This window comes from Kitasatospora purpeofusca (assembly GCF_036010405.1).
GTDB lineage: Bacteria > Actinomycetota > Actinomycetes > Streptomycetales > Streptomycetaceae > Kitasatospora > Kitasatospora purpeofusca.
On sequence record NZ_CP108561.1, the window covers coordinates 6,103,291 to 6,121,241 of the forward strand.

At 70.5% G+C, this 17,951-nt stretch carries 19 protein-coding genes; all 19 read left to right on the top strand.

What is annotated here, in order from left to right; all coding sequences use genetic code 11:
• Positions 1–107 precede the first annotated feature (107 nt).
• The 19 genes from OG715_RS26860 (at position 108) to OG715_RS26950 (ending at position 17,905) form a co-directional block, all read left to right on the top strand.
• Entirely contained in the window at positions 108–1,295 is a 1,188-nt protein-coding gene (locus tag OG715_RS26860; RefSeq protein WP_266271490.1) for an LCP family protein, read from the top strand.
• 177 nt (positions 1,296–1,472) lie between these two features.
• The gene (gene rpmE / locus OG715_RS26865; RefSeq protein WP_266271492.1) at positions 1,473–1,694 is read left to right on the top strand and encodes a 50S ribosomal protein L31; all 222 of its coding nucleotides are present in this window, start codon (positions 1,473–1,475) and stop codon (positions 1,692–1,694) included.
• Between the two features lie 141 nt (positions 1,695–1,835).
• Positions 1,836–2,912 (top strand): peptide chain release factor 1, encoded by a 1,077-nt coding sequence (gene prfA / locus OG715_RS26870; protein ID WP_266271493.1) that lies wholly within the window; start codon positions 1,836–1,838, stop codon positions 2,910–2,912.
• Between the two features lie 58 nt (positions 2,913–2,970).
• Complete coding sequence (gene prmC / locus OG715_RS26875) at positions 2,971–3,837, top strand: peptide chain release factor N(5)-glutamine methyltransferase (RefSeq protein WP_266271494.1); 867 nt, start codon at positions 2,971–2,973, stop codon at positions 3,835–3,837.
• Positions 3,838–3,958: 121 nt separating this feature from the next.
• A complete protein-coding gene (locus OG715_RS26880) occupies positions 3,959–4,606 on the top strand; it encodes an L-threonylcarbamoyladenylate synthase (protein WP_266271495.1) in 648 nt (215 codons plus the stop codon).
• A gap of 47 nt (positions 4,607–4,653) precedes the next feature.
• Complete coding sequence (locus OG715_RS26885; RefSeq protein WP_233290170.1) at positions 4,654–5,277, top strand: arsenate reductase/protein-tyrosine-phosphatase family protein; 624 nt, start codon at positions 4,654–4,656, stop codon at positions 5,275–5,277.
• Positions 5,278–5,454: 177 nt separating this feature from the next.
• Entirely contained in the window at positions 5,455–6,729 is a 1,275-nt protein-coding gene (locus OG715_RS26890) for a serine hydroxymethyltransferase (RefSeq protein ID WP_266271497.1), read from the top strand.
• A gap of 160 nt (positions 6,730–6,889) precedes the next feature.
• Entirely contained in the window at positions 6,890–8,293 is a 1,404-nt protein-coding gene (locus tag OG715_RS26895; protein WP_266271498.1) for an MraY family glycosyltransferase, read from the top strand.
• A 282-nt stretch (positions 8,294–8,575) separates the two neighbouring features.
• The gene (locus tag OG715_RS26900) at positions 8,576–9,019 is read left to right on the top strand and encodes a hypothetical protein (RefSeq protein WP_266271499.1); all 444 of its coding nucleotides are present in this window, start codon (positions 8,576–8,578) and stop codon (positions 9,017–9,019) included.
• Positions 9,020–9,304: 285 nt separating this feature from the next.
• Positions 9,305–10,117 (top strand): F0F1 ATP synthase subunit A, encoded by an 813-nt coding sequence (gene atpB / locus OG715_RS26905; protein ID WP_266271500.1) that lies wholly within the window; start codon positions 9,305–9,307, stop codon positions 10,115–10,117.
• 96 nt (positions 10,118–10,213) lie between these two features.
• Positions 10,214–10,450 (top strand): ATP synthase F0 subunit C, encoded by a 237-nt coding sequence (gene atpE, locus OG715_RS26910; RefSeq protein ID WP_030392786.1) that lies wholly within the window; start codon positions 10,214–10,216, stop codon positions 10,448–10,450.
• Between the two features lie 34 nt (positions 10,451–10,484).
• Positions 10,485–11,042 (top strand): F0F1 ATP synthase subunit B, encoded by a 558-nt coding sequence (locus tag OG715_RS26915; RefSeq protein ID WP_266271501.1) that lies wholly within the window; start codon positions 10,485–10,487, stop codon positions 11,040–11,042.
• Positions 11,039–11,854, top strand: coding sequence for a F0F1 ATP synthase subunit delta (locus OG715_RS26920; RefSeq protein WP_266271502.1), 816 nt, complete (start codon positions 11,039–11,041; stop codon positions 11,852–11,854). The genes OG715_RS26915 and OG715_RS26920 overlap by 4 nt, the downstream gene beginning before the upstream one ends.
• A 155-nt stretch (positions 11,855–12,009) precedes the next feature.
• Positions 12,010–13,584 carry a F0F1 ATP synthase subunit alpha gene (gene atpA, locus OG715_RS26925; protein WP_266271504.1) on the top strand — a complete coding sequence of 525 codons (1,575 nt, stop codon included), beginning with the start codon at positions 12,010–12,012 and terminating at the stop codon, positions 13,582–13,584.
• A gap of 32 nt (positions 13,585–13,616) precedes the next feature.
• Positions 13,617–14,531, top strand: coding sequence for a F0F1 ATP synthase subunit gamma (locus OG715_RS26930; protein WP_266271505.1), 915 nt, complete (start codon positions 13,617–13,619; stop codon positions 14,529–14,531).
• Positions 14,532–14,533: 2 nt separating this feature from the next.
• Complete coding sequence (gene atpD, locus OG715_RS26935; RefSeq protein ID WP_266271506.1) at positions 14,534–15,979, top strand: F0F1 ATP synthase subunit beta; 1,446 nt, start codon at positions 14,534–14,536, stop codon at positions 15,977–15,979.
• A 186-nt stretch (positions 15,980–16,165) separates the two neighbouring features.
• The gene (locus OG715_RS26940; RefSeq protein WP_266271507.1) at positions 16,166–16,549 is read left to right on the top strand and encodes a F0F1 ATP synthase subunit epsilon; all 384 of its coding nucleotides are present in this window, start codon (positions 16,166–16,168) and stop codon (positions 16,547–16,549) included.
• Between the two features lie 148 nt (positions 16,550–16,697).
• Positions 16,698–17,198 carry a DUF2550 domain-containing protein gene (locus OG715_RS26945; protein ID WP_030392779.1) on the top strand — a complete coding sequence of 167 codons (501 nt, stop codon included), beginning with the start codon at positions 16,698–16,700 and terminating at the stop codon, positions 17,196–17,198.
• 134 nt (positions 17,199–17,332) lie between these two features.
• Positions 17,333–17,905 (top strand): cob(I)yrinic acid a,c-diamide adenosyltransferase, encoded by a 573-nt coding sequence (locus OG715_RS26950; protein WP_045941623.1) that lies wholly within the window; start codon positions 17,333–17,335, stop codon positions 17,903–17,905.
• Positions 17,906–17,951 lie beyond the last annotated feature (46 nt).

Genomic DNA, 17,951 nt, shown 5'->3' on the forward strand with positions numbered 1-17,951 from the left:
GCCCGCGCGAGCGGCCCGGGGCTCGCCGCGTTCCCGGCCGGTGTTTGTTCCAGATTTGGGACACTCTGGTCTCTTTCGAGCATCTTGTCCGATTTATTCTGGACCGTATGGCCGAACACAAGAGGGTCCCGAGCCGCCGCCGCAAGCTCCTGCGCGCGGCCGCCTGCGGGTCCGTCGCGCTCGTCGTCCTCGGCGCCGGGGCCGCCGGGTACGCGTACCTGCGGCTGGACGGCAACATCAAGAGCGTCGACATCGACGGCCGGCTCGGCACCTCCCGCCCGCCCACGGCCACCGACGGCTCGTTCAACCTGCTGGTGCTCGGCTCGGACTCGCGGGACGGCGGCAACGCGGACCTGGCCGGTGGCGACACCGGCGGCACCGCCCGCTCGGACACCGCGATGGTGCTGCACGTCAACCAGGACCACTCGCGCGCCGACGTGGTCTCCATACCGCGCGACACCCTCGTCCCGCGCCCCGAGTGCACCGACCGGCAGGGCCGGGCGGTACCTGCCGCCAAGCGCGCGATGTTCAACAGCGCCTACGAGGCCGGCGGCGCGACCTGCGCGGTGAAGACGGTCGAGCAGCTCAGCGGGCTGCGGATGGACCACTACGTCGAGGTGGACTTCGCCGGCTTCGCCCGGCTCGTGGACGCGGTGGGCGGCGCCACCGTGACCACCGCGGTGCCCATCCACGACAAGGACAGCGGCCTCGACCTCCAGCCCGGCGAGCACCACCTCGACGGCAAGCAGGCGCTGGCCTTCGTCCGCACCCGGCACGGCGTGGGGGACGGCAGCGACCTCGGCCGGATCGAGCTGCAGAAGCAGATGGTGCGCTCGCTGCTCAAGCAGGTCGGCGGGGTCGGGCTGCTGACCAACCCGGTGAAGCTCTGGTCGGTCGGCGACACCCTGACCCGCTCGATCACCACCGACTCCGCGCTCGCCTCGGTGAACTCCCTGGTCGGCCTGGGCGAGCAGCTCAAGGGGATCGGGCCGGACCAGCTCGGCATGGTCACCCTGCCGGTGACGGCCGCCCCCGGCGACCCGGACCGGGTGGTCGAGCTGCAGCCGCAGGCGGACCAGCTCTGGGCGGCCCTGAAGGCCGACCGGCCGGTCCCCGAGGCCGTGGCCGCCGCCCAGCCGTCCAACCCCGCCCAGGCCACCCCCACGGCCCCGGCGAAGGCCACCCCCACGGCCCCGGCGAAGGCCACCCCCACGGCCCCGGCCAAGGCGCCCGCGACGGCCCCGGCGAAGGCGCCCGCGACCGCGCCCACGACCGCCCCCGCCCGGCACGGCTGAGCCCCGGGCGAGGTCCGGGCAGTCCCGGGCGGGGCACCGGCGGGGCCCGGAATATCCCGGAGCGCCCCCCGGTTTGGGAAGAAGCGGCCGGTCCTGGCAGACTGGTCCGTCGGTCCCGGTTCACGAGCGGCGTTCCCGCCGCCGACCCGGTGCCCTCCCGAACACTAGGAGAATCCCTTGAAGTCCAACGCCCACCCCGAGTACGTGCTCACCCACGTGACCTGCACCTGCGGTGCCGAGTTCACCACCCGGTCGACCGAGAAGAGCGGCGTGATTCGCGCCGAGGTCTGCTCGCAGTGCCACCCGTTCTACACCGGCAAGCAGAAGATCCTCGACACCGGTGGCCGCGTCGCCCGCTTCGAGGCCCGCTTCGGCAAGACCCACAGCGCGAAGGCCTAGCGCTCCCTCGGCGCCGGTTCCCGGTGTCCCCGTACTTGTTCCGGGGGCACGGGGACCGGCGCCGTTCGCGTCCCCCGCACCCTCCGCGCTCCGCGGTCCCCCTCCGATCCACCCACCGATCCCCGGGAAGAAGGCCACCCCATGTTCGAGGCTGTCGAAGAGCTCCTCGTCGAGCACGCCGCCCTCGAGGCGAGGCTGGCCGACCCGTCCGTCCACGCCGACCAGGCGAACGCTCGCAAGCTGGCCAAGCGCTACGCCGAGCTGACGCCGATCACCCGGGCCTTCCGGGCCTGGCGGCAGGCCGGCGAGGACATCGAGGCCGCCCGCGAACTCGCCGCCGAGGACCCGGAGTTCCTCGCCGAGGTGAAGTCCGGCGAGGCCCGGCGCGAGGAGCTGACCGAGGAGCTGCGGCTGCTGCTGGTCCCGCGCGACCCGAACGACGAGAAGGACGTCATCCTGGAGATCAAGGCCGGTGAGGGCGGCGAGGAGTCCGCGCTGTTCGCCGGCGACCTGCTCCGGATGTACCTGCGGTTCGCCGAGCGGATCGGCTGGAAGACCGAGCTCATCGACTCCAACGAGTCCGACCTCGGCGGCTACAAGGACGTCTCGGTGGCCGTGAAGACCAGGGGCAACGTCGAGCCCGGCCAGGGCGTCTGGGCCCGGCTGAAGTACGAGGGCGGCGTGCACCGCGTGCAGCGCGTCCCCGCCACCGAGTCCCAGGGCCGCATCCACACCTCGGCGGCGGGCGTGCTGGTCACCCCCGAGGCCGAGGAGGTCGAGGTCGAGATCGTCGCCAACGACCTGCGGATCGACGTGTACCGCTCCTCCGGCCCCGGCGGCCAGTCGGTCAACACCACCGACTCCGCGGTCCGGATCACCCACCTGCCGACCGGTATCGTGGCCTCCTGCCAGAACGAGAAGAGCCAGCTGCAGAACAAGGAGCAGGCGATGCGCATCCTGCGTTCGCGGCTGCTGGCCGCCGCGCAGGAGGAGGCCGAGCGCGAGGCCTCCGACGCGCGTCGCAGCCAGGTCCGCACGGTGGACCGCTCCGAGCGGATCCGGACGTACAACTACCCGGAGAACCGCATCTCGGACCACCGGACGGGCTTCAAGTCGTACAACCTGGACCAGGTGCTGGACGGCGAACTGAACGCCGTCATCCAGTCCTGCGTCGACGCGGACGCCGCAGCCAAGCTCGCCGCGGCCCAACAGAACTGACACCGGCGGCGGCGGGACCGACGTCGAGGCCGGAGAGCGGAAGCAAGAGGTCGTACGGATGAACCTGCTACTCGCCGAGGTGGCCCAGGCCACCCAGCGGTTGGCCGCGGCCGGCGTGCCGTCGCCGCGCTTCGACGCGGAGGAACTCGCCGCACACGTCCACAACGTCAGGCGCAGCCAGCTGCACACCGTCAAGGACGGCGACTTCGACGCCCGGTACTGGGAGGCGGTGGCCCGTCGGGAGGCCCGCGAGCCGCTCCAGCACATCACCGGCCGGGCGTTCTTCCGCTACCTGGAGCTGGAGGTCGGCCCAGGCGTCTTCGTGCCCCGTCCGGAGACCGAGTCGGTCGTCGAGTGGGCCATAGACGCCGTCCGCGACATGGACGTGGCCGAGCCGCTGGTCGTCGACCTCTGCTCCGGCTCCGGCGCCATCGCGCTGGCCCTCGCCCAGGAGCTGCCCCGCTCCGTCGTCCACGCCTTCGAGCTGGACGAGGGCGCGCTGCCCTACACCCGGCGCAACATCGGGTCCTCGCCCGACCGCGCCCGGGTCACCCTGCACGAGGGCGACGCCACCCGGGCCTTCGAGGACGACCGCGCCTGGGACGGCCGCTTCGACCTGGTCATCTCCAACCCGCCGTACATCCCGCTCACCGAGTGGGAGTACGTGGCGCCGGAGGCCCGCGACCACGACCCGCAGATGTCGCTGTTCTCCGGCGAGGACGGCCTGCACACCATCCGCGGCATCGAGCGCGTCGCCGCCCGCCTGCTGCGCCCGGGCGGCGCCGTGGTGATCGAGCACGCCGACACCCAGGGCGGCCAGGTCCCGTGGATCTTCAACGAGGAGGGCGGCTGGACCGACACCGCCGACCACCGCGATCTGAACAACCGCCCGCGCTTCACCACGGCCCGCAAGGCGTCGCTGTGACCGACCGGGCGACCGACGGGCTCCGCGGCACGTCGGGGCGCCGGAGCGGCGCCGCCAGCACGAGTACCAGCACCACCACCACGAGCACCACCACGAGTTCGTCCGGAAGGGGACCGCACCGATGAGCCGCCGCTACGACTGTGCCGATGCCGGGGACCGCGCCACCGGTCTGCGTGAGGCCGCCTCTGCCATCCGCCGCGGCGAACTCGTCGTGCTGCCCACCGACACCCTCTACGGGGTCGGCGCGGACGCCTTCTCGCCGGAGGCGGTGGCCGCGCTGCTCGCCGCCAAGGGCCGCGGCCGCAACATGCCCTCGCCGGTCCTGGTCGGCTCGCCGACCACCCTGCACGGCCTGGTCACGGACTTCTCCGAGCAGGCGTGGGAGCTCGTCGACGCCTTCTGGCCGGGCGGGCTCACCCTGGTCGCCAAGCACCAGCCCTCGCTGCGCTGGGACCTCGGCGAGACCCGCGGCACCGTCGCGGTCCGGATGCCGCTGCACCCGGTCGCCATCGAGCTGCTGAACGCCACCGGTCCGATGGCCGTCTCCAGCGCCAACCGGACCGGCGGCCCGTCCCCGGCCACCTGCGACGAGGCCCAGCAGCAGCTCGGCGACGCCATCTCGGTGTACCTGGACGGCGGCACCGCCGACCACGCCCAGGCATCGTCGATCGTCGACGTCACCGGCAAGGTGCCGGTACTGCTGAGGGCCGGCGCGATCTCCGTCGAGCAGCTGAGGGAGGTCGTCCCCGACCTGGAGGCCGGCAGTTGACGGCCGCCTCCCTCCATGCCGGGCCCGGCATATCGCCGTACCTGAGCGTGGGACCCAGGCCGCTGGACCACTTCCGGATCCTGTACGTGTGCACCGGCAACATCTGCCGCTCGCCGATCGCCGAGCGGCTCACCCGGCGTGAGCTGGACACCCGGCTGAACCCCCGGGTGGCCGGCCGGATCCTGGTCGAGTCGGCCGGCACCTGGGGCCATGTCGGCGCGCCGATGGAGGACCACGCCGCCACGGTGCTGGACGAGTACGGCGCCGACAGCGGCGGCTTCACCGGCCGCGAACTGCTGGACGAGCACGTGGTCGAGGCCGACCTGGTGCTCACCGCGACCCTGGACCACCGGGCCCAGGTCATCTCCATGGGTCACGAGGCGGGGCTGCGCACCTTCACCCTGAAGGAGTTCACCCGGCTGGTCCGGACGATCGACCCGGGCACCCTGCCGGACCCGCGCCGCGGCGCCGACGTCACCGAGCGCGCCCGGGCCCTGGTCCGGGCCGCGGCGGCGCTCCGCGGCTGGCTGCTGGCCGCCGACCCCGAGACGGACGAGCTGCACGACCCGTACGGCGCGCCGATCGGCATGTTCCGCAACTGCGGCGAGGAGATATTCCACGCCGTCGACCCCGTGGTCACCGCGCTCACCGGGGTCCGCGCGCTGCACTGAGCGCAGGCCCGGTCGCCGGCCGGTCGGCCGCGGCGCCGTAGGCCCCCTCGTACCGCCCCGTGCCGCCCCGTGCCGCTTCGTACGGCCGGGCGTACCCCGGCACGCGCCGCCGTGCCGGGGCGCCGGGGCGGTCCTACGCTGGAGGGATCCGACCCGACGCGCCCGGGAGCCCCCGCCATGACCGTCACCGATGCCGCGACCGGCCCCGTCGAGACCCCCGAGGCGCTCTCCGCCGCCCTGTTCCGGGCCGATCCCCAGCTGGCCGACCTGATGGCCGCCGAGGCCGAACGGCGGGCCGAGACGATCCAGCTGCTGGCGGGGGAGAACCTCACCGGCCCGGCCGTGCTGGCGGCCCTCACCGGCCCGCTGATCGACAAGTACGCCGAGGGCTACCCCGGCCGCCGCCACCACGCCGGCTGCTCGCTCGCCGACGCCGCCGAGCTGCTGGCGATCGACCGGGCCCGCGAGCTGTTCGCCGCCCCGCACGCCAACGTCCAGCCGCGGTCCGTCACGGCGGCGATGCTCGCCGCCTACGCCGCGCTGCTGCGGCCCGGCGACGTGGTGCTCGCGATGTCGCTGGAGCACGGCGGCCACCTCAGCTGCGGCTCGCGGGCCAACTTCTCCGGCCGCTGGTTCGACTTCGTCGGCTACGGGGTGCGCCGCGAGGACGGGCTGATCGACCTCGACCAGGTGCGCGAGCTGGCCCTCAAGCACCGGCCGAAGGCGATCGTGGCCGGCTCCATCTCCTACCCGCGGCACCCCGACTGGGCCGCCTTCCGGGCGATCGCCGACGAGACGGACGCCTATCTGGTGGCCTCCGTCGCGCAGACCACCGGCCTGGTCGCGGCCGGTGTCGCGCCGTCCCCGGTGCCGTACGCGGACGTCACCGTGGCGGCCACCCACAAGCTGCTCCGGGGCCCGCGCGGCGGTCTGCTGCTGTGCACCGCCGAACTGGCCGACCGGGTCGACCGGGCGGTCTTCCCGTTCAGCCAGGGCGGCGCCGCGATGAACGAGGTGGCCGGCAAGGCCGTCGCGCTGGCCGAGGCCGCCACGCCCGCCTACCGGGCCTACGCCCACCGCACGGTGGCCGGGGCGCGGGTGCTCGCGGCCGGGCTCGCGGAGGCGGGCGCGCGCCCGTTGACCGGGGGGACCGACACCCACCTGGTGACCGCCGACGTCGGAGCGCTCGGCGTCAGCGGGGCCGAGGCCGAGCGCCGCTGCGCGGCGGCGGGGCTGCTGTTCGGCAAGTGCGCGCTGCCGTACGACCCGGCGCCGCCGTCGGAGGCCTCCGGGATCCGGCTCGGGACCGGCACCGTGACCTCGCAGGGCATGGGCGAGACCGAGCTGGCGGAGATCGCCGCCCTGGTCGGACGGCTGCTCGCCGGGGGTACGGACGTCCGGGTGGCGGAGCGGGTCAGGGAGCTGGCGCGGGCCTTCGCCGTGCGTCGCTGACCGCGCTTCCGAATCTCCTACCCGGTAGGGCGAACCGCGATGCGCGCCCCCGGCGTCCGACTCAATAAGGTGTGTGCCGTGGCGACGCACCTCGAACCTCGGACAGGCACGGGAGTACCTTCGGTACCCAACCGTCGGACAACGCTGCGGGAGGCCAGTGGTGCGTGAGTATCTGCTGGTGCTGTTCTGCACCGCGGCGGTCACCTATCTGCTGACCGGCCCGGTCCGGAAGTTCGCCATCGCGGCGGGGGCGATGCCCCCGGTCCGCGCGCGTGACGTGCACCGCGAGCCGACGCCGAGGCTCGGCGGCATCGCGATGTTCGGCGGACTCTGCGCGGGCATCCTGGTCGCCTCCCAGCTCGACAACCTGAGCAAGGTGTTCTCCCAGGGCACCGACATCCGCGCGCTGCTCTCCGGCGCCGGCATCATGTGGCTGCTCGGCGTGCTGGACGACAAGTGGGGCGTGGACGCCCTGGTGAAGCTGGGCGGCCAGATGATCGCCGCCGGTGTGATGGTCTGGCAGGGCGTCACGGTGATCACCCTGCCGGTGCCCGGTGTCGGGCCGGTCGCGGTCAGTCCGACCCAGGGCATGGTCATCTCGGTGGTCCTGGTCGTCGTCATGGTCAACGCGGTGAACTTCATCGACGGACTGGACGGCCTGGCGGGCGGCATGGTCTGCATCGCCGCGATCGCCTTCTTCCTGTACTCGTACCGGCTCTGGTACGGCTACACGATCTCCGACGCCGCCCCCGCGGTGCTGTTCAGCGTGCTGCTGATCGGCATGTGCCTGGGCTTCCTGGCGCACAACATGCACCCGGCCCGGATCTTCATGGGCGACTCCGGCTCGATGATGCTCGGCCTGATGCTGGCCGTCGCCGCGATCTCGATCACCGGCCGGGTCGACCCCGACCTCATCACCAGCGAGCTGGGGTCGCAGACCGCCACCGTGCACGCCCTGGTACCGATCTACATCCCGCTGCTGCTGCCGCTGACGGTCATCGCGCTGCCGCTGGCGGACCTGCTGCTCGCGGTGGTCCGCCGCACCTGGGCGGGCCAGTCCCCGTTCGCCGCCGACAAGCGGCACCTGCACCACCGACTGCTCCAGGTCGGCCACTCGCACAGCCGCGCCGTACTGATCATGTACTTCTGGGCCGCGCTGATCGCCTTCGGGACCGTCGCCTTCTCGGTCACCAACACCGGCCGGACCGTCGTCCTCACGCTGGCCGGGCTCTGCCTGGTCGGCCTGGTGGTGCTGCTCACCCCGCGGTTCCGGCCCCGGGCCCCGCGCGCGGTGCAGGCCTTCGTGCCGCCGCGCTACCGCCGCCGTCCGGTGCGCCGGACCGCCGCCCCGGTTGCGGAGAGCACCGGGACCACCGGGACCACCGGGAGTGCCGGGACCGCCGAGGACCCCGAGCTCACCGCCGAATCGGCCGGGCGCACGAGCTCCGAGCCGATGGCCGAACTGTCGGCCGAGGACAAGCGGCTGCTCGGCGGAGTGCCCAAGGGATCGTCGGCCGTCACCGGCCGAGGACACGGCAACGGCCGCGGCCGTTGGGAGAGGTGAGGGCGCGTCAAGCGGCTCACCCGATCGGCGGCACCCTTGGGCCATCGGTGTGACAGGTGCCACACATTCATGGTAAAGCTCTCATCAAATAGTTTGTGATACCGTTCACGAGTACCGAGAAGACGCCGAAAGACCTGACAGGTGGATGACTTCCGTCCCTGGCGGGTCCCACTCGACGGGCTCGCCGTCGAGAGGCCGGCCCGCAGTGGTTTCGGTCCGGTACCACCCACTGAGTTCTGTGCCCGTCCCCCCGCCACTCGACATGCCGCCGGAGTTGCCGACATGCCGTCCAACGACGCCCGGATCCTCCGAGGCGCCGCGATCCCCACTGCGGTCGCCGGAGTCATCGCGATGGCGATCTCCTTCGCCGTCGCGGGTGGCAAGGGCCTGCTGGGGGCCCTCTTCGGCGCCCTGCTCGTGCTGGTCTTCTTCGCCTCCGGCCAGGTCGCCCTCGACCGGCTGACCAGGTCGAACCCGCAGATGATGATGGCCGTGGGGCTGCTGGTGTACACCACGCAGATCCTGCTGGTCGGCATCGTGCTGGCGGTCTTCAAGGACACCGAGCTCTTCAACCGGCAGGCCTTCGCCTTCACCCTGCTGGGCTGCGTGCTGATCTGGACGGGCTTCCAGGTGCGCGGCTTCCTCAAGGCCAAGACCTTCTACGTCGAGACCGACGCCTCCGAAAACAAGGCCGAGAAGCCCTCGGACAAGGGGCGTCAACAGTGACGACGGCTCACTGTCCCCCCAACGAGGGGGGCGGTGTTTATGCCGCACTGACGGACTGCTATCGTCCGTCGCAACAACGGAGTACGGGAAGAGGCCAGGTCCATCCGCAGCGCGGATCGATCGCCCCCCGGATCCGGGCAGTCTTCGATGATCCCGCTGTGGTGCAGTGCTCTGCCGCGCGGGGTCGGCGAGAAATCCATCAAGTTCCAGTGCCGCTCCGTGGCCGCAGGCCATGCCGACACACCGAGGTTGCCGTAACCATGCGTCACGACGAAGGAGTCCGTGGTGAGTGCTGAACTCACGTCCCTCGCCTCAGGCAGTTGCCACTTCGGGGACGCTGGCTGCGGCTTCCCGGCCCCCGGCCTGAACGAGTTCCAGTTCGAGCCGATTTTCACCATCGGCAGCTTCGAGTTCAACAAGCCGATGCTGCTGTCGATGATCGTGGCTGTCCTGGTCATCGGCTTCTTCTGGGCGGCCTTCGCCAAGCCGAAGCTCGTTCCGGGCAAGCTGCAGCTGGTCGGTGAGATCGGCTACGACTTCGTCAAGCGTTCCATCGTGCTGGAGACGATCGGCAAGCGGGGCGAGAAGTACGTCCCGATGCTCGTCTCGATGTTCTTCATCATCTGGCTGATGAACATCCTGTCGGTCATCCCCTTCGCACAGTTCCCGGTGACCGCGGCGATCGCCTTCCCGGCCGGCCTCGCGGCCGTCGTGTGGTTCACCTACATGGGTCTGACCTTCAAGAACCACGGCTTCGTCGGTGGTCTGAAGAACCTCTGCTGGCCGTCGGGGATCCCGGGCTGGGTCATGTTCATCCTGGTGCCGATCGAGTTCTTCTCGAACATCTTCGTGCGCCCCTTCACGCTCGCGGTCCGAGCCTTCGCGAACATGTTCGCCGGCCACCTGCTGATCGTGATGTTCTCCATCGCCTCCTGGTACCTGCTCAGCCCGACCCTGGGCGCGCTGTACGGCTCGGCCTCGTTCATCGTCGCCGTCGGCCTCACCGCCTTCGAGCTGCTGGTCCAGTTCCTGCAGGCCTACATCTTCGTGATGCTGGCCAGCAGCTACATCGCCGGTGCCCTCGAAGAGGCGCACTGAGCCCGGGCCCCTCACCGGGCCCGCCACGATCCACACCTCCCGGAATGCCCGGTGGCCAATCACCACCGGTTCACCACCCTGCAAAGGACAACTGCAATGAGCTTCCTCGCTGAGGGCACTGTCTACGGTTCCGTCGCCTCGATCGGCTACGGCCTCGCCGCCATCGGCCCCGGCATCGGCGTCGGTCTGATCTTCGGCAACGGCGTCCAGGCCATGGCCCGCCAGCCCGAGGCTGTCGGCCTCATCCGCTCCAACATGTTCATCGGCTTCGCGCTCACCGAGGCCCTCGCGCTGATCGGCATCGTCATGCCGTTCGTCTTCGGCAACAAGTAATCCCGCCGCAGACCCATTCGAGGAAGGTCCAGATATGAGCATCGCGGCTCAGTTCGCGGCCGAGGAGAAGATGAACCCTCTCCTCCCCGCTTGGCCCGAGATCATCATCGGCCTGCTCTGCTTCTTCATCGTCTTCGGTCTCCTCGGCAAGAAGATCCTCCCCAGCATCGAGAAGGTGCTGGCGGAGCGCCGGGATGCCATCGAGGGTGGCATGGAGCGCGCCGAGGCCGCTCAGAACGAGGCGCAGGCCCTGCTCGAGCAGTACCGCGGCGAGCTCGCCGAGGCGCGCCACGAGGCTGCTCGCATCGTCGAGCAGGCTCGTGAGCAGGGCGCTGCCCAGCTCGTCGAGATGCGCGAGGAGGGCCAGCGTCAGCGCGAGGCCATCGTCGCCGCCGGCCACGCCCAGATCGAGGCCGACAAGAAGCAGGCGACTGCCGCCCTGCGCCAGGACGTGGGCTCGCTGGCCACCCAGCTGGCGTCCCGCATCGTGGGTGAGTCCCTCGAGGACCAGGCGCGACAGAGCGGCGTTGTCGACCGCTTCCTGGACGAGCTGGAGGCCAAGGCCGCCGTTGCTCAGGGTGCGGCGAAGTGATCGGCGCCAGCCGTGAGGCCCTCGCCGCCGGGCGGCAGAACCTCGAGAGCCTGACCGACTCCACCTCGGTGGACGCGGCCCGGCTCGCCGAGGAGCTCACCGCCGTCACGGCCCTGCTGGACCGCGAGGTCTCGCTGCGCCGAGTGCTGACCGACCCGTCCCGGTCGGGTCAGGACAAGGCTCAGCTGGTCTCCTCGCTGCTGGCCGGTCAGGTCTCCGGCGAGACGGCCGACCTGGTCTCCGGCCTGGTCCGCTCCCGCTGGTCGGGTGGCCGTGACCTGGTCGACGCCGTGGAGGAGCTGGCCGCGTACGCGGAGGTCATCGCCGCCGACGGGGCCGCTGCCCTGGACGACGTCGAGGACGAGCTCTTCCGCTTCGGCCGGGTGGTGAGCGGCTCGCACGAGCTGCGCGCCGCGCTGACCGAGCCCAAGGCCGGCGCCGTCGCCAAGACGGCCCTGATCAAGAAGCTGCTCGGCGGCCGCGCCAACGCGGGCACCGTGCGGCTGGTCACCAGCCTCGTCAACAACCCGCGTGGCCGTAGCCTGGAGCAGGGGCTGGAGTCCTACTCCAAGCTCGCCGCCGCCCGGCGCGATCGCATGGTGGCCCAGGTCACCACCGCGGTGCCGCTGTCGGACAGCCAGAAGGAGCGCCTGTCGGGCGCCCTCGGTCGGCTGTACGGCCGCCAGGTCCACCTGAACATCGATGTCGACCCCCAGGTCGTCGGCGGTGTCCGGGTGCAGATCGGTGACGAGATCATCGACGGCACCGTGTCGAGCCGCCTTGAGGGCGCTCGCCAGGTTCTCGAAGGCTGAGCACCGAAGCAGCACATCCGACCCTCGGTCGGGAAACCGGCTCCACCGGAGTCGGCAAAACGTACGGCCGGTTCATACGACCCGGCCGAGAGTCGAGCACTTGCGGCCCTCAATGGCGGGCCGAGGATCGCAAACTAGGAGAGCAGGGAAGCCTGATGGCGGAGCTTACGATCCGTCCGGAGGAGATCCGGGACGCGCTGGCCGACTTTGTCCAGTCGTACCAGCCGGACGCCGCCTCTGTGGAAGAGGTCGGCACGGTCACTGACGCAGCGGACGGCATCGCGCATGTCGAGGGCCTGCCCTCGGTCATGGCGAACGAGCTGCTGAAGTTCGAGGACGGCACGCTCGGCCTCGCGCTGAACCTCGACACCCGCGAGATCGGTGTCGTCATCCTCGGTGAGTTCGGCGGCATCGAGGAGGGTCAGACGGTGCGCCGCACCGGCGAGGTCCTCTCCGTGCCGGTCGGCGACAACTACCTCGGCCGCGTCGTGGACCCGCTGGGCAACCCGATCGACGGTCTCGGCGACATCGCCGCCACCGGTCGCCGCGCCCTGGAGCTGCAGGCCCCGGGCGTCATGGCCCGCAAGTCGGTCAAGCAGCCGCTGCAGACCGGTATCAAGGCCATCGACGCGATGACCCCGATCGGCCGCGGCCAGCGCCAGCTGATCATCGGCGACCGCCAGACCGGCAAGACCGCGGTGGCTGTCGACACGATCATCAACCAGCGCGACAACTGGCGCTCGGGCGACCCGGAGAAGCAGGTCCGCTGCATCTACGTCGCCGTGGGCCAGAAGGGCTCCACCATCGCGTCCGTCCGCGGCGCCCTGGAGGAGGCCGGCGCGCTGGAGTACACCACCATCGTGGCCGCTCCCGCGTCCGACCCGGCCGGCTTCAAGTACCTGGCTCCGTACACCGGCTCCGCCATCGGCCAGGAGTGGATGTACGACGGCAAGCACGTCCTGATCATCTTCGACGACCTGTCGAAGCAGGCCGAGGCCTACCGTTCCGTCTCCCTGCTGCTGCGCCGCCCGCCGGGCCGCGAGGCGTACCCGGGCGACGTCTTCTACCTGCACTCCCGTCTGCTGGAGCGCTGCGCGAAGCTGAACGACGCGCTGGGCGGCGGCTCGATGACCGGTCTTCCGATCATCGAGACCAAGGCCAACGACGTGTCGGCGTACATCCCGACCAACGTCATCTCGATCACCGACGGCCAGTGCTTCCTGGAGTCCGACCTGTTCAACGCCGGCATCCGCCCGGCCGTGAACGTCGGTATCTCGGTCTCCCGCGTCGGTGGCTCCGCCCAGATCAAGGCCATGCGCTCGGTCGCCGGCCGTCTGCGCCTGGACCTCGCCCAGTACCGTGAGCTGGAGGCCTTCGCCGGCTTCGGCTCCGACCTGGACGCGGCCTCCAAGGCCCAGCTGGAGCGCGGTGCGCGCATGGTCGAGCTGCTGAAGCAGGGCCAGTACCAGCCGTTCCCGGTCGAGGAGCAGGTCGTCTCCATCTGGGCCGGTACCACCGGCAAGCTGGACGACGTCCCGGTCGCCGAGATCCGCCGCTTCGAGCGCGAGTTCCTGGACTACGTGCGCCTGCAGCACAAGGACCTGCTCGCGGGCATCGTCGAGACCGGTCTGCTCGCCGACGGCACCGTCGACGCGCTGGCCGCCGCGATCGGCGAGTTCAAGCAGGGGTACCAGACCGCTGACGGCAAGCTGCTCTCCGAGCAGGCCTGAGTCCGGTAGCGAGGGAAAGGACGTAACGACCCATGGGAGCACAGCTTCGGGTCTACAAGCGCCGGATCCGCTCTGTCACCGCGACGAAGAAGATCACCAAGGCGATGGAGATGATCTCCGCGGCGCGCATCGGTAAGGCGCAGCGCGCGGTGGCCGCCTCCACCCCGTACGCCGATGAGCTCACCCGGGCGGTGACCGCGGTGGCCACCCGGTCCACCGCCAAGCACCCGCTCACCAGCGAGAACCCGAACGCCTCGCGTGCCGCAGTCCTGCTGATCACGGCGGACCGCGGTCTGGCGGGCGGCTACTCGTCCAACGCCATCAAGGCTTCGCTGGTGCTCGCCGAGCGTCTGCGGTCCGAGGGCAAGGACGTGGTGACGTACGCCGTCGGCCGCAAGGGCGTCTCGTTCTACGGCTTCCGTGACCTCGCGGTCGCGGAGTCGTGGACGGGCTTCTCCGACAAGCCGACCTACGGCGACGCCAAGCTCGTCTCGGCCGCGCTGATCGAGGCCTTCACGGCCGAGACCGGCGGGGTGGACGAGGTCCACGTGATCTCGACCAAGTTCGAGTCGATGCTGACGCAGACCGCCGTCGACGCGCGGCTGCTGCCGCTGAAGCTCGACGAGGTCAAGGTCAGCGAGGAGTCCTCGGCGAAGACGGAGATCTTCCCGCTCTACGACTTCGAGCCGTCGGCGGAGGGCGTCCTCGACGCGCTGCTGCCGCGGTACGTGGAGAGCCGGATCTACAACGCGCTGCTGCAGTCGGCCGCTTCCGAGCACGCCGCCCGCCGCCGCGCGATGAAGAGCGCGACGGACAATGCCGGCGAGCTCATCAAGTCGCTCACGCGGCTTGCCAACTCGGCCCGCCAGGCCGAGATCACCCAGGAAATCAGCGAGATCGTCGGTGGCGCCAACGCGCTCGCTGACGCGAGCCGCGGGAGCGAATGAGTATGACTACCACTGTTGAGCCGACCACGGCGACGGGCCGCGTCGCGCGGGTCATCGGCCCGGTCGTCGACGTGGAGTTCCCCGTCGACGCTATCCCGAACATGTTCAACGCCCTGCACGTCGAGGTGGACAACCCCGACGGCAGCGGCAAGAAGATCCTCACCCTCGAGGTCGCCCAGCACCTCGGCGACGGCCTGGTCCGCGGCATCTCGATGCAGCCGACCGACGGCCTGGTCCGCGGTTCGCAGGTCACCGACACCGGCTCCGCCATCTCGGTGCCGGTCGGCCAGATCACCAAGGGCAAGGTGTTCAACGCCCTCGGTGAGGTGCTGAACGTCGACAAGGACGAGTTCGAGTCGCAGGTCCAGGTCCGGTGGCCGATCCACCGCAAGGCCCCCGACTTCAAGGACCTCGAGTCCAAGACCGAGATGTTCGAGACCGGCATCAAGGTCATCGACCTCCTCACCCCGTACGTCACCGGTGGCAAGATCGGTCTGTTCGGTGGTGCCGGTGTCGGTAAGACCGTTCTGATCCAGGAGATGATCTACCGCGTCGCCGAGAACTTCGGTGGTGTGTCGGTCTTCGCCGGCGTCGGCGAGCGTACCCGTGAGGGCAACGACCTCATCGACGAGATGGTCGACTCGGGCGTTCTGGACAAGACCGCGCTGGTCTTCGGCCAGATGGACGAGCCGCCGGGCACCCGTCTGCGGGTCGCGCTCTCCGCGCTGACCATGGCGGAGTACTTCCGTGACGTCGAGAAGCAGGACGTGCTCCTCTTCATCGACAACATCTTCCGGTTCACCCAGGCCGGTTCCGAGGTGTCGACCCTGCTCGGCCGCATGCCCTCCGCGGTGGGCTACCAGCCGAACCTGGCCGACGAGATGGGCCTCCTCCAGGAGCGCATCACCTCGACCCGCGGTCACTCGATCACCTCGATGCAGGCGATCTACGTCCCCGCGGACGACCTGACCGACCCGGCCCCGGCCACCACCTTCGCCCACCTGGACGCGACGACCGTTCTGTCGCGCCCGATCTCGGAGAAGGGCATCTACCCGGCCGTCGACCCGCTGGACTCCACGTCCCGCATCCTCGACCCGCGGTACATCGCTGCGACCCACTACGAGACGGCGATCCGTATCAAGGGGATCCTGCAGAAGTACAAGGACCTCCAGGACATCATCGCCATCCTCGGTATGGACGAGCTGTCGGAGGAGGACAAGATCACGGTCCACCGTGCCCGTCGCATCGAGCGCTTCCTCTCGCAGAACACCTACGTGGCGAAGCAGTTCACCGGCGTCGAGGGTTCGACCGTGCCGCTGTCCGAGACCATCGAGGCCTTCAACTCGATCGCGGACGGCAAGTACGACTCGGTCCCCGAGCAGGCGTTCTTCATGTGCGGTGGCATCGAGGACCTCGAGCGCAACGCCGCCGAGCTCGCGAAGAAGTAGTCGCGGCCGGTAGCAGCCGAGCGTGATCGCGAGGGGTGGGCCCCAGCCCTGGGACCCACCCCTCGCGTCGCATCGGCTGTGATTCCGGTCAAATCCGTGCCGCCGGTTTCATGCCGGGGGCGCGGGCCCGTTATTCTTACCGAAACTCCCGAGTAATCGGGGGTTGCATGAGCCTAGGAGCCCACGTTGGCTGAGCTGCACGTCGAGCTGGTCGCAGCCGACCGCAAGGTGTGGTCCGGTGCGGCCACCATCGTCGTCGCCCGTACGGCCTCCGGTGACACCGGCATCATGCCGGGACACACCCCGGTACTGAGCGTGCTGGAGACCGGTCCGGTCACCATCCGCACCACGGACGGCGGCACCGTCATCGCGGCGGTGCACGGCGGCTTCATCTCCTTCGCCGACAACAAGCTGTCTCTGCTCGCGGAGATCGCCGAGCTGGCGGACGAGATCGACGTCGCGCGCGCCGAGCGCGCACTGGACAAGGCCAAGTCCGACCTGGACGAGCACGCCGAGCGGCGCGCCGAGGTCCGGCTGCACGCGGCACGCGGCCTCAAGGCCCGCGCCTGATTGTGCCGGACCCCCGCCTGAGCGGGGTCGACCGACGGTCCCGGGGACGCGTGAGCGTGACCCCGGGACTGTCGTCTCAGTTGGTAGGTCAACGCGGTCGCCTGGTACGGCCGAACGGGGAACGCGGGTAGCGAGGAGGTAGGTGAGCATGGTCCTCGCCCTTGTGGTGTGTGCGGCGGTCGTGGCGCTCGGAGTGATCGGGTTGGTCGCGTTCGCGGTACGCCGCCGTGTGATCCAGCGGGTCGGCGGCACGTTCGACTGCAGTTACCGGCTCAAAATGCCCGTCGACGCCTCCACGCAGCCCGACCTCGACGAGAACGGCAAACCCACCTCGGCCCCGGTTCCCCAGACCGACGGCAAGGGGTGGGTTTTTGGTATCGGCCGGTACAGCGGTGACTCCATCGAGTGGTTCCGGGTCTTCTCCTACGCCCCGCGCCCCCGCAAGGTGCTGCCGCGCCGGGAGATCGAGGTGCTGGGCCGGCGCTACCCGGAGGGGCAGGAGGAGCTCGCCCTGCTCTCCGGCTCGGTCGTGCTGCGCTGCCTGCACGAGGGCGCCCCGCTGGAGCTCGCCATGAGCGAGGACGCGCTCACCGGCTTCCTCGCCTGGCTCGAAGCGGCCCCGCCCGGGCAGAGGGTGAACGTCGCGTAGCGGCGGACCCTCGGGGTGGGGGTCCCCCCGGCCGGAGGCTGGGGGAGGTGAACGTCGCACAGCGGCGTTTTCGCGTAGCGGCGGCGGGTTTTCGGGGGTTAACGCCGCCTAACCGGCCCGGCTAGGGTGGCGGCATGGTCAATCTGACGCGCATCTACACCCGTACCGGCGACGACGGCACCACGGCGCTCGGTGACATGAGCCGCACGAGCAAGACGGATCCCCGTCTGGTCGCCTACGCGGACGCCAACGAGGCCAACGCCGCGATCGGCGTGGCGATCGCGGCCGGCGCGCTGCCGGCCGACGTGGTCACGGTGCTCACCCGGGTGCAGAACGACCTCTTCGACGTCGGTGCCGATCTGGCGACCCCGGTGGTGGAGGACCCCAAGTACCCGCCGCTGCGGGTCGAGCAGTCCTACATCGACAAGTTGGAGACGGACTGCGACCACTACCTGGCGGAGCTGGAGAAGCTGCGCAGCTTCATCCTCCCCGGCGGCACCCCGGGAGCCGCGTACCTGCACCTGGCCTGCACCGTGGTGCGGCGGGCCGAGCGGGCCACCTGGGCGGCGATCGACACCCACGGGGACACCGTCAACCCGCTGACCGCCAAGTACCTCAACCGGCTGTCGGACCTGCTGTTCATCCTGGCCCGGGCCGCCAACAAGGAGCGCGGCGACGTGCTCTGGGTGCCGGGCGAGAACCGCTGAGGCGACCGTGCGCGAATGCGGTGGACCGTCTCCCGTCCGGTCCACC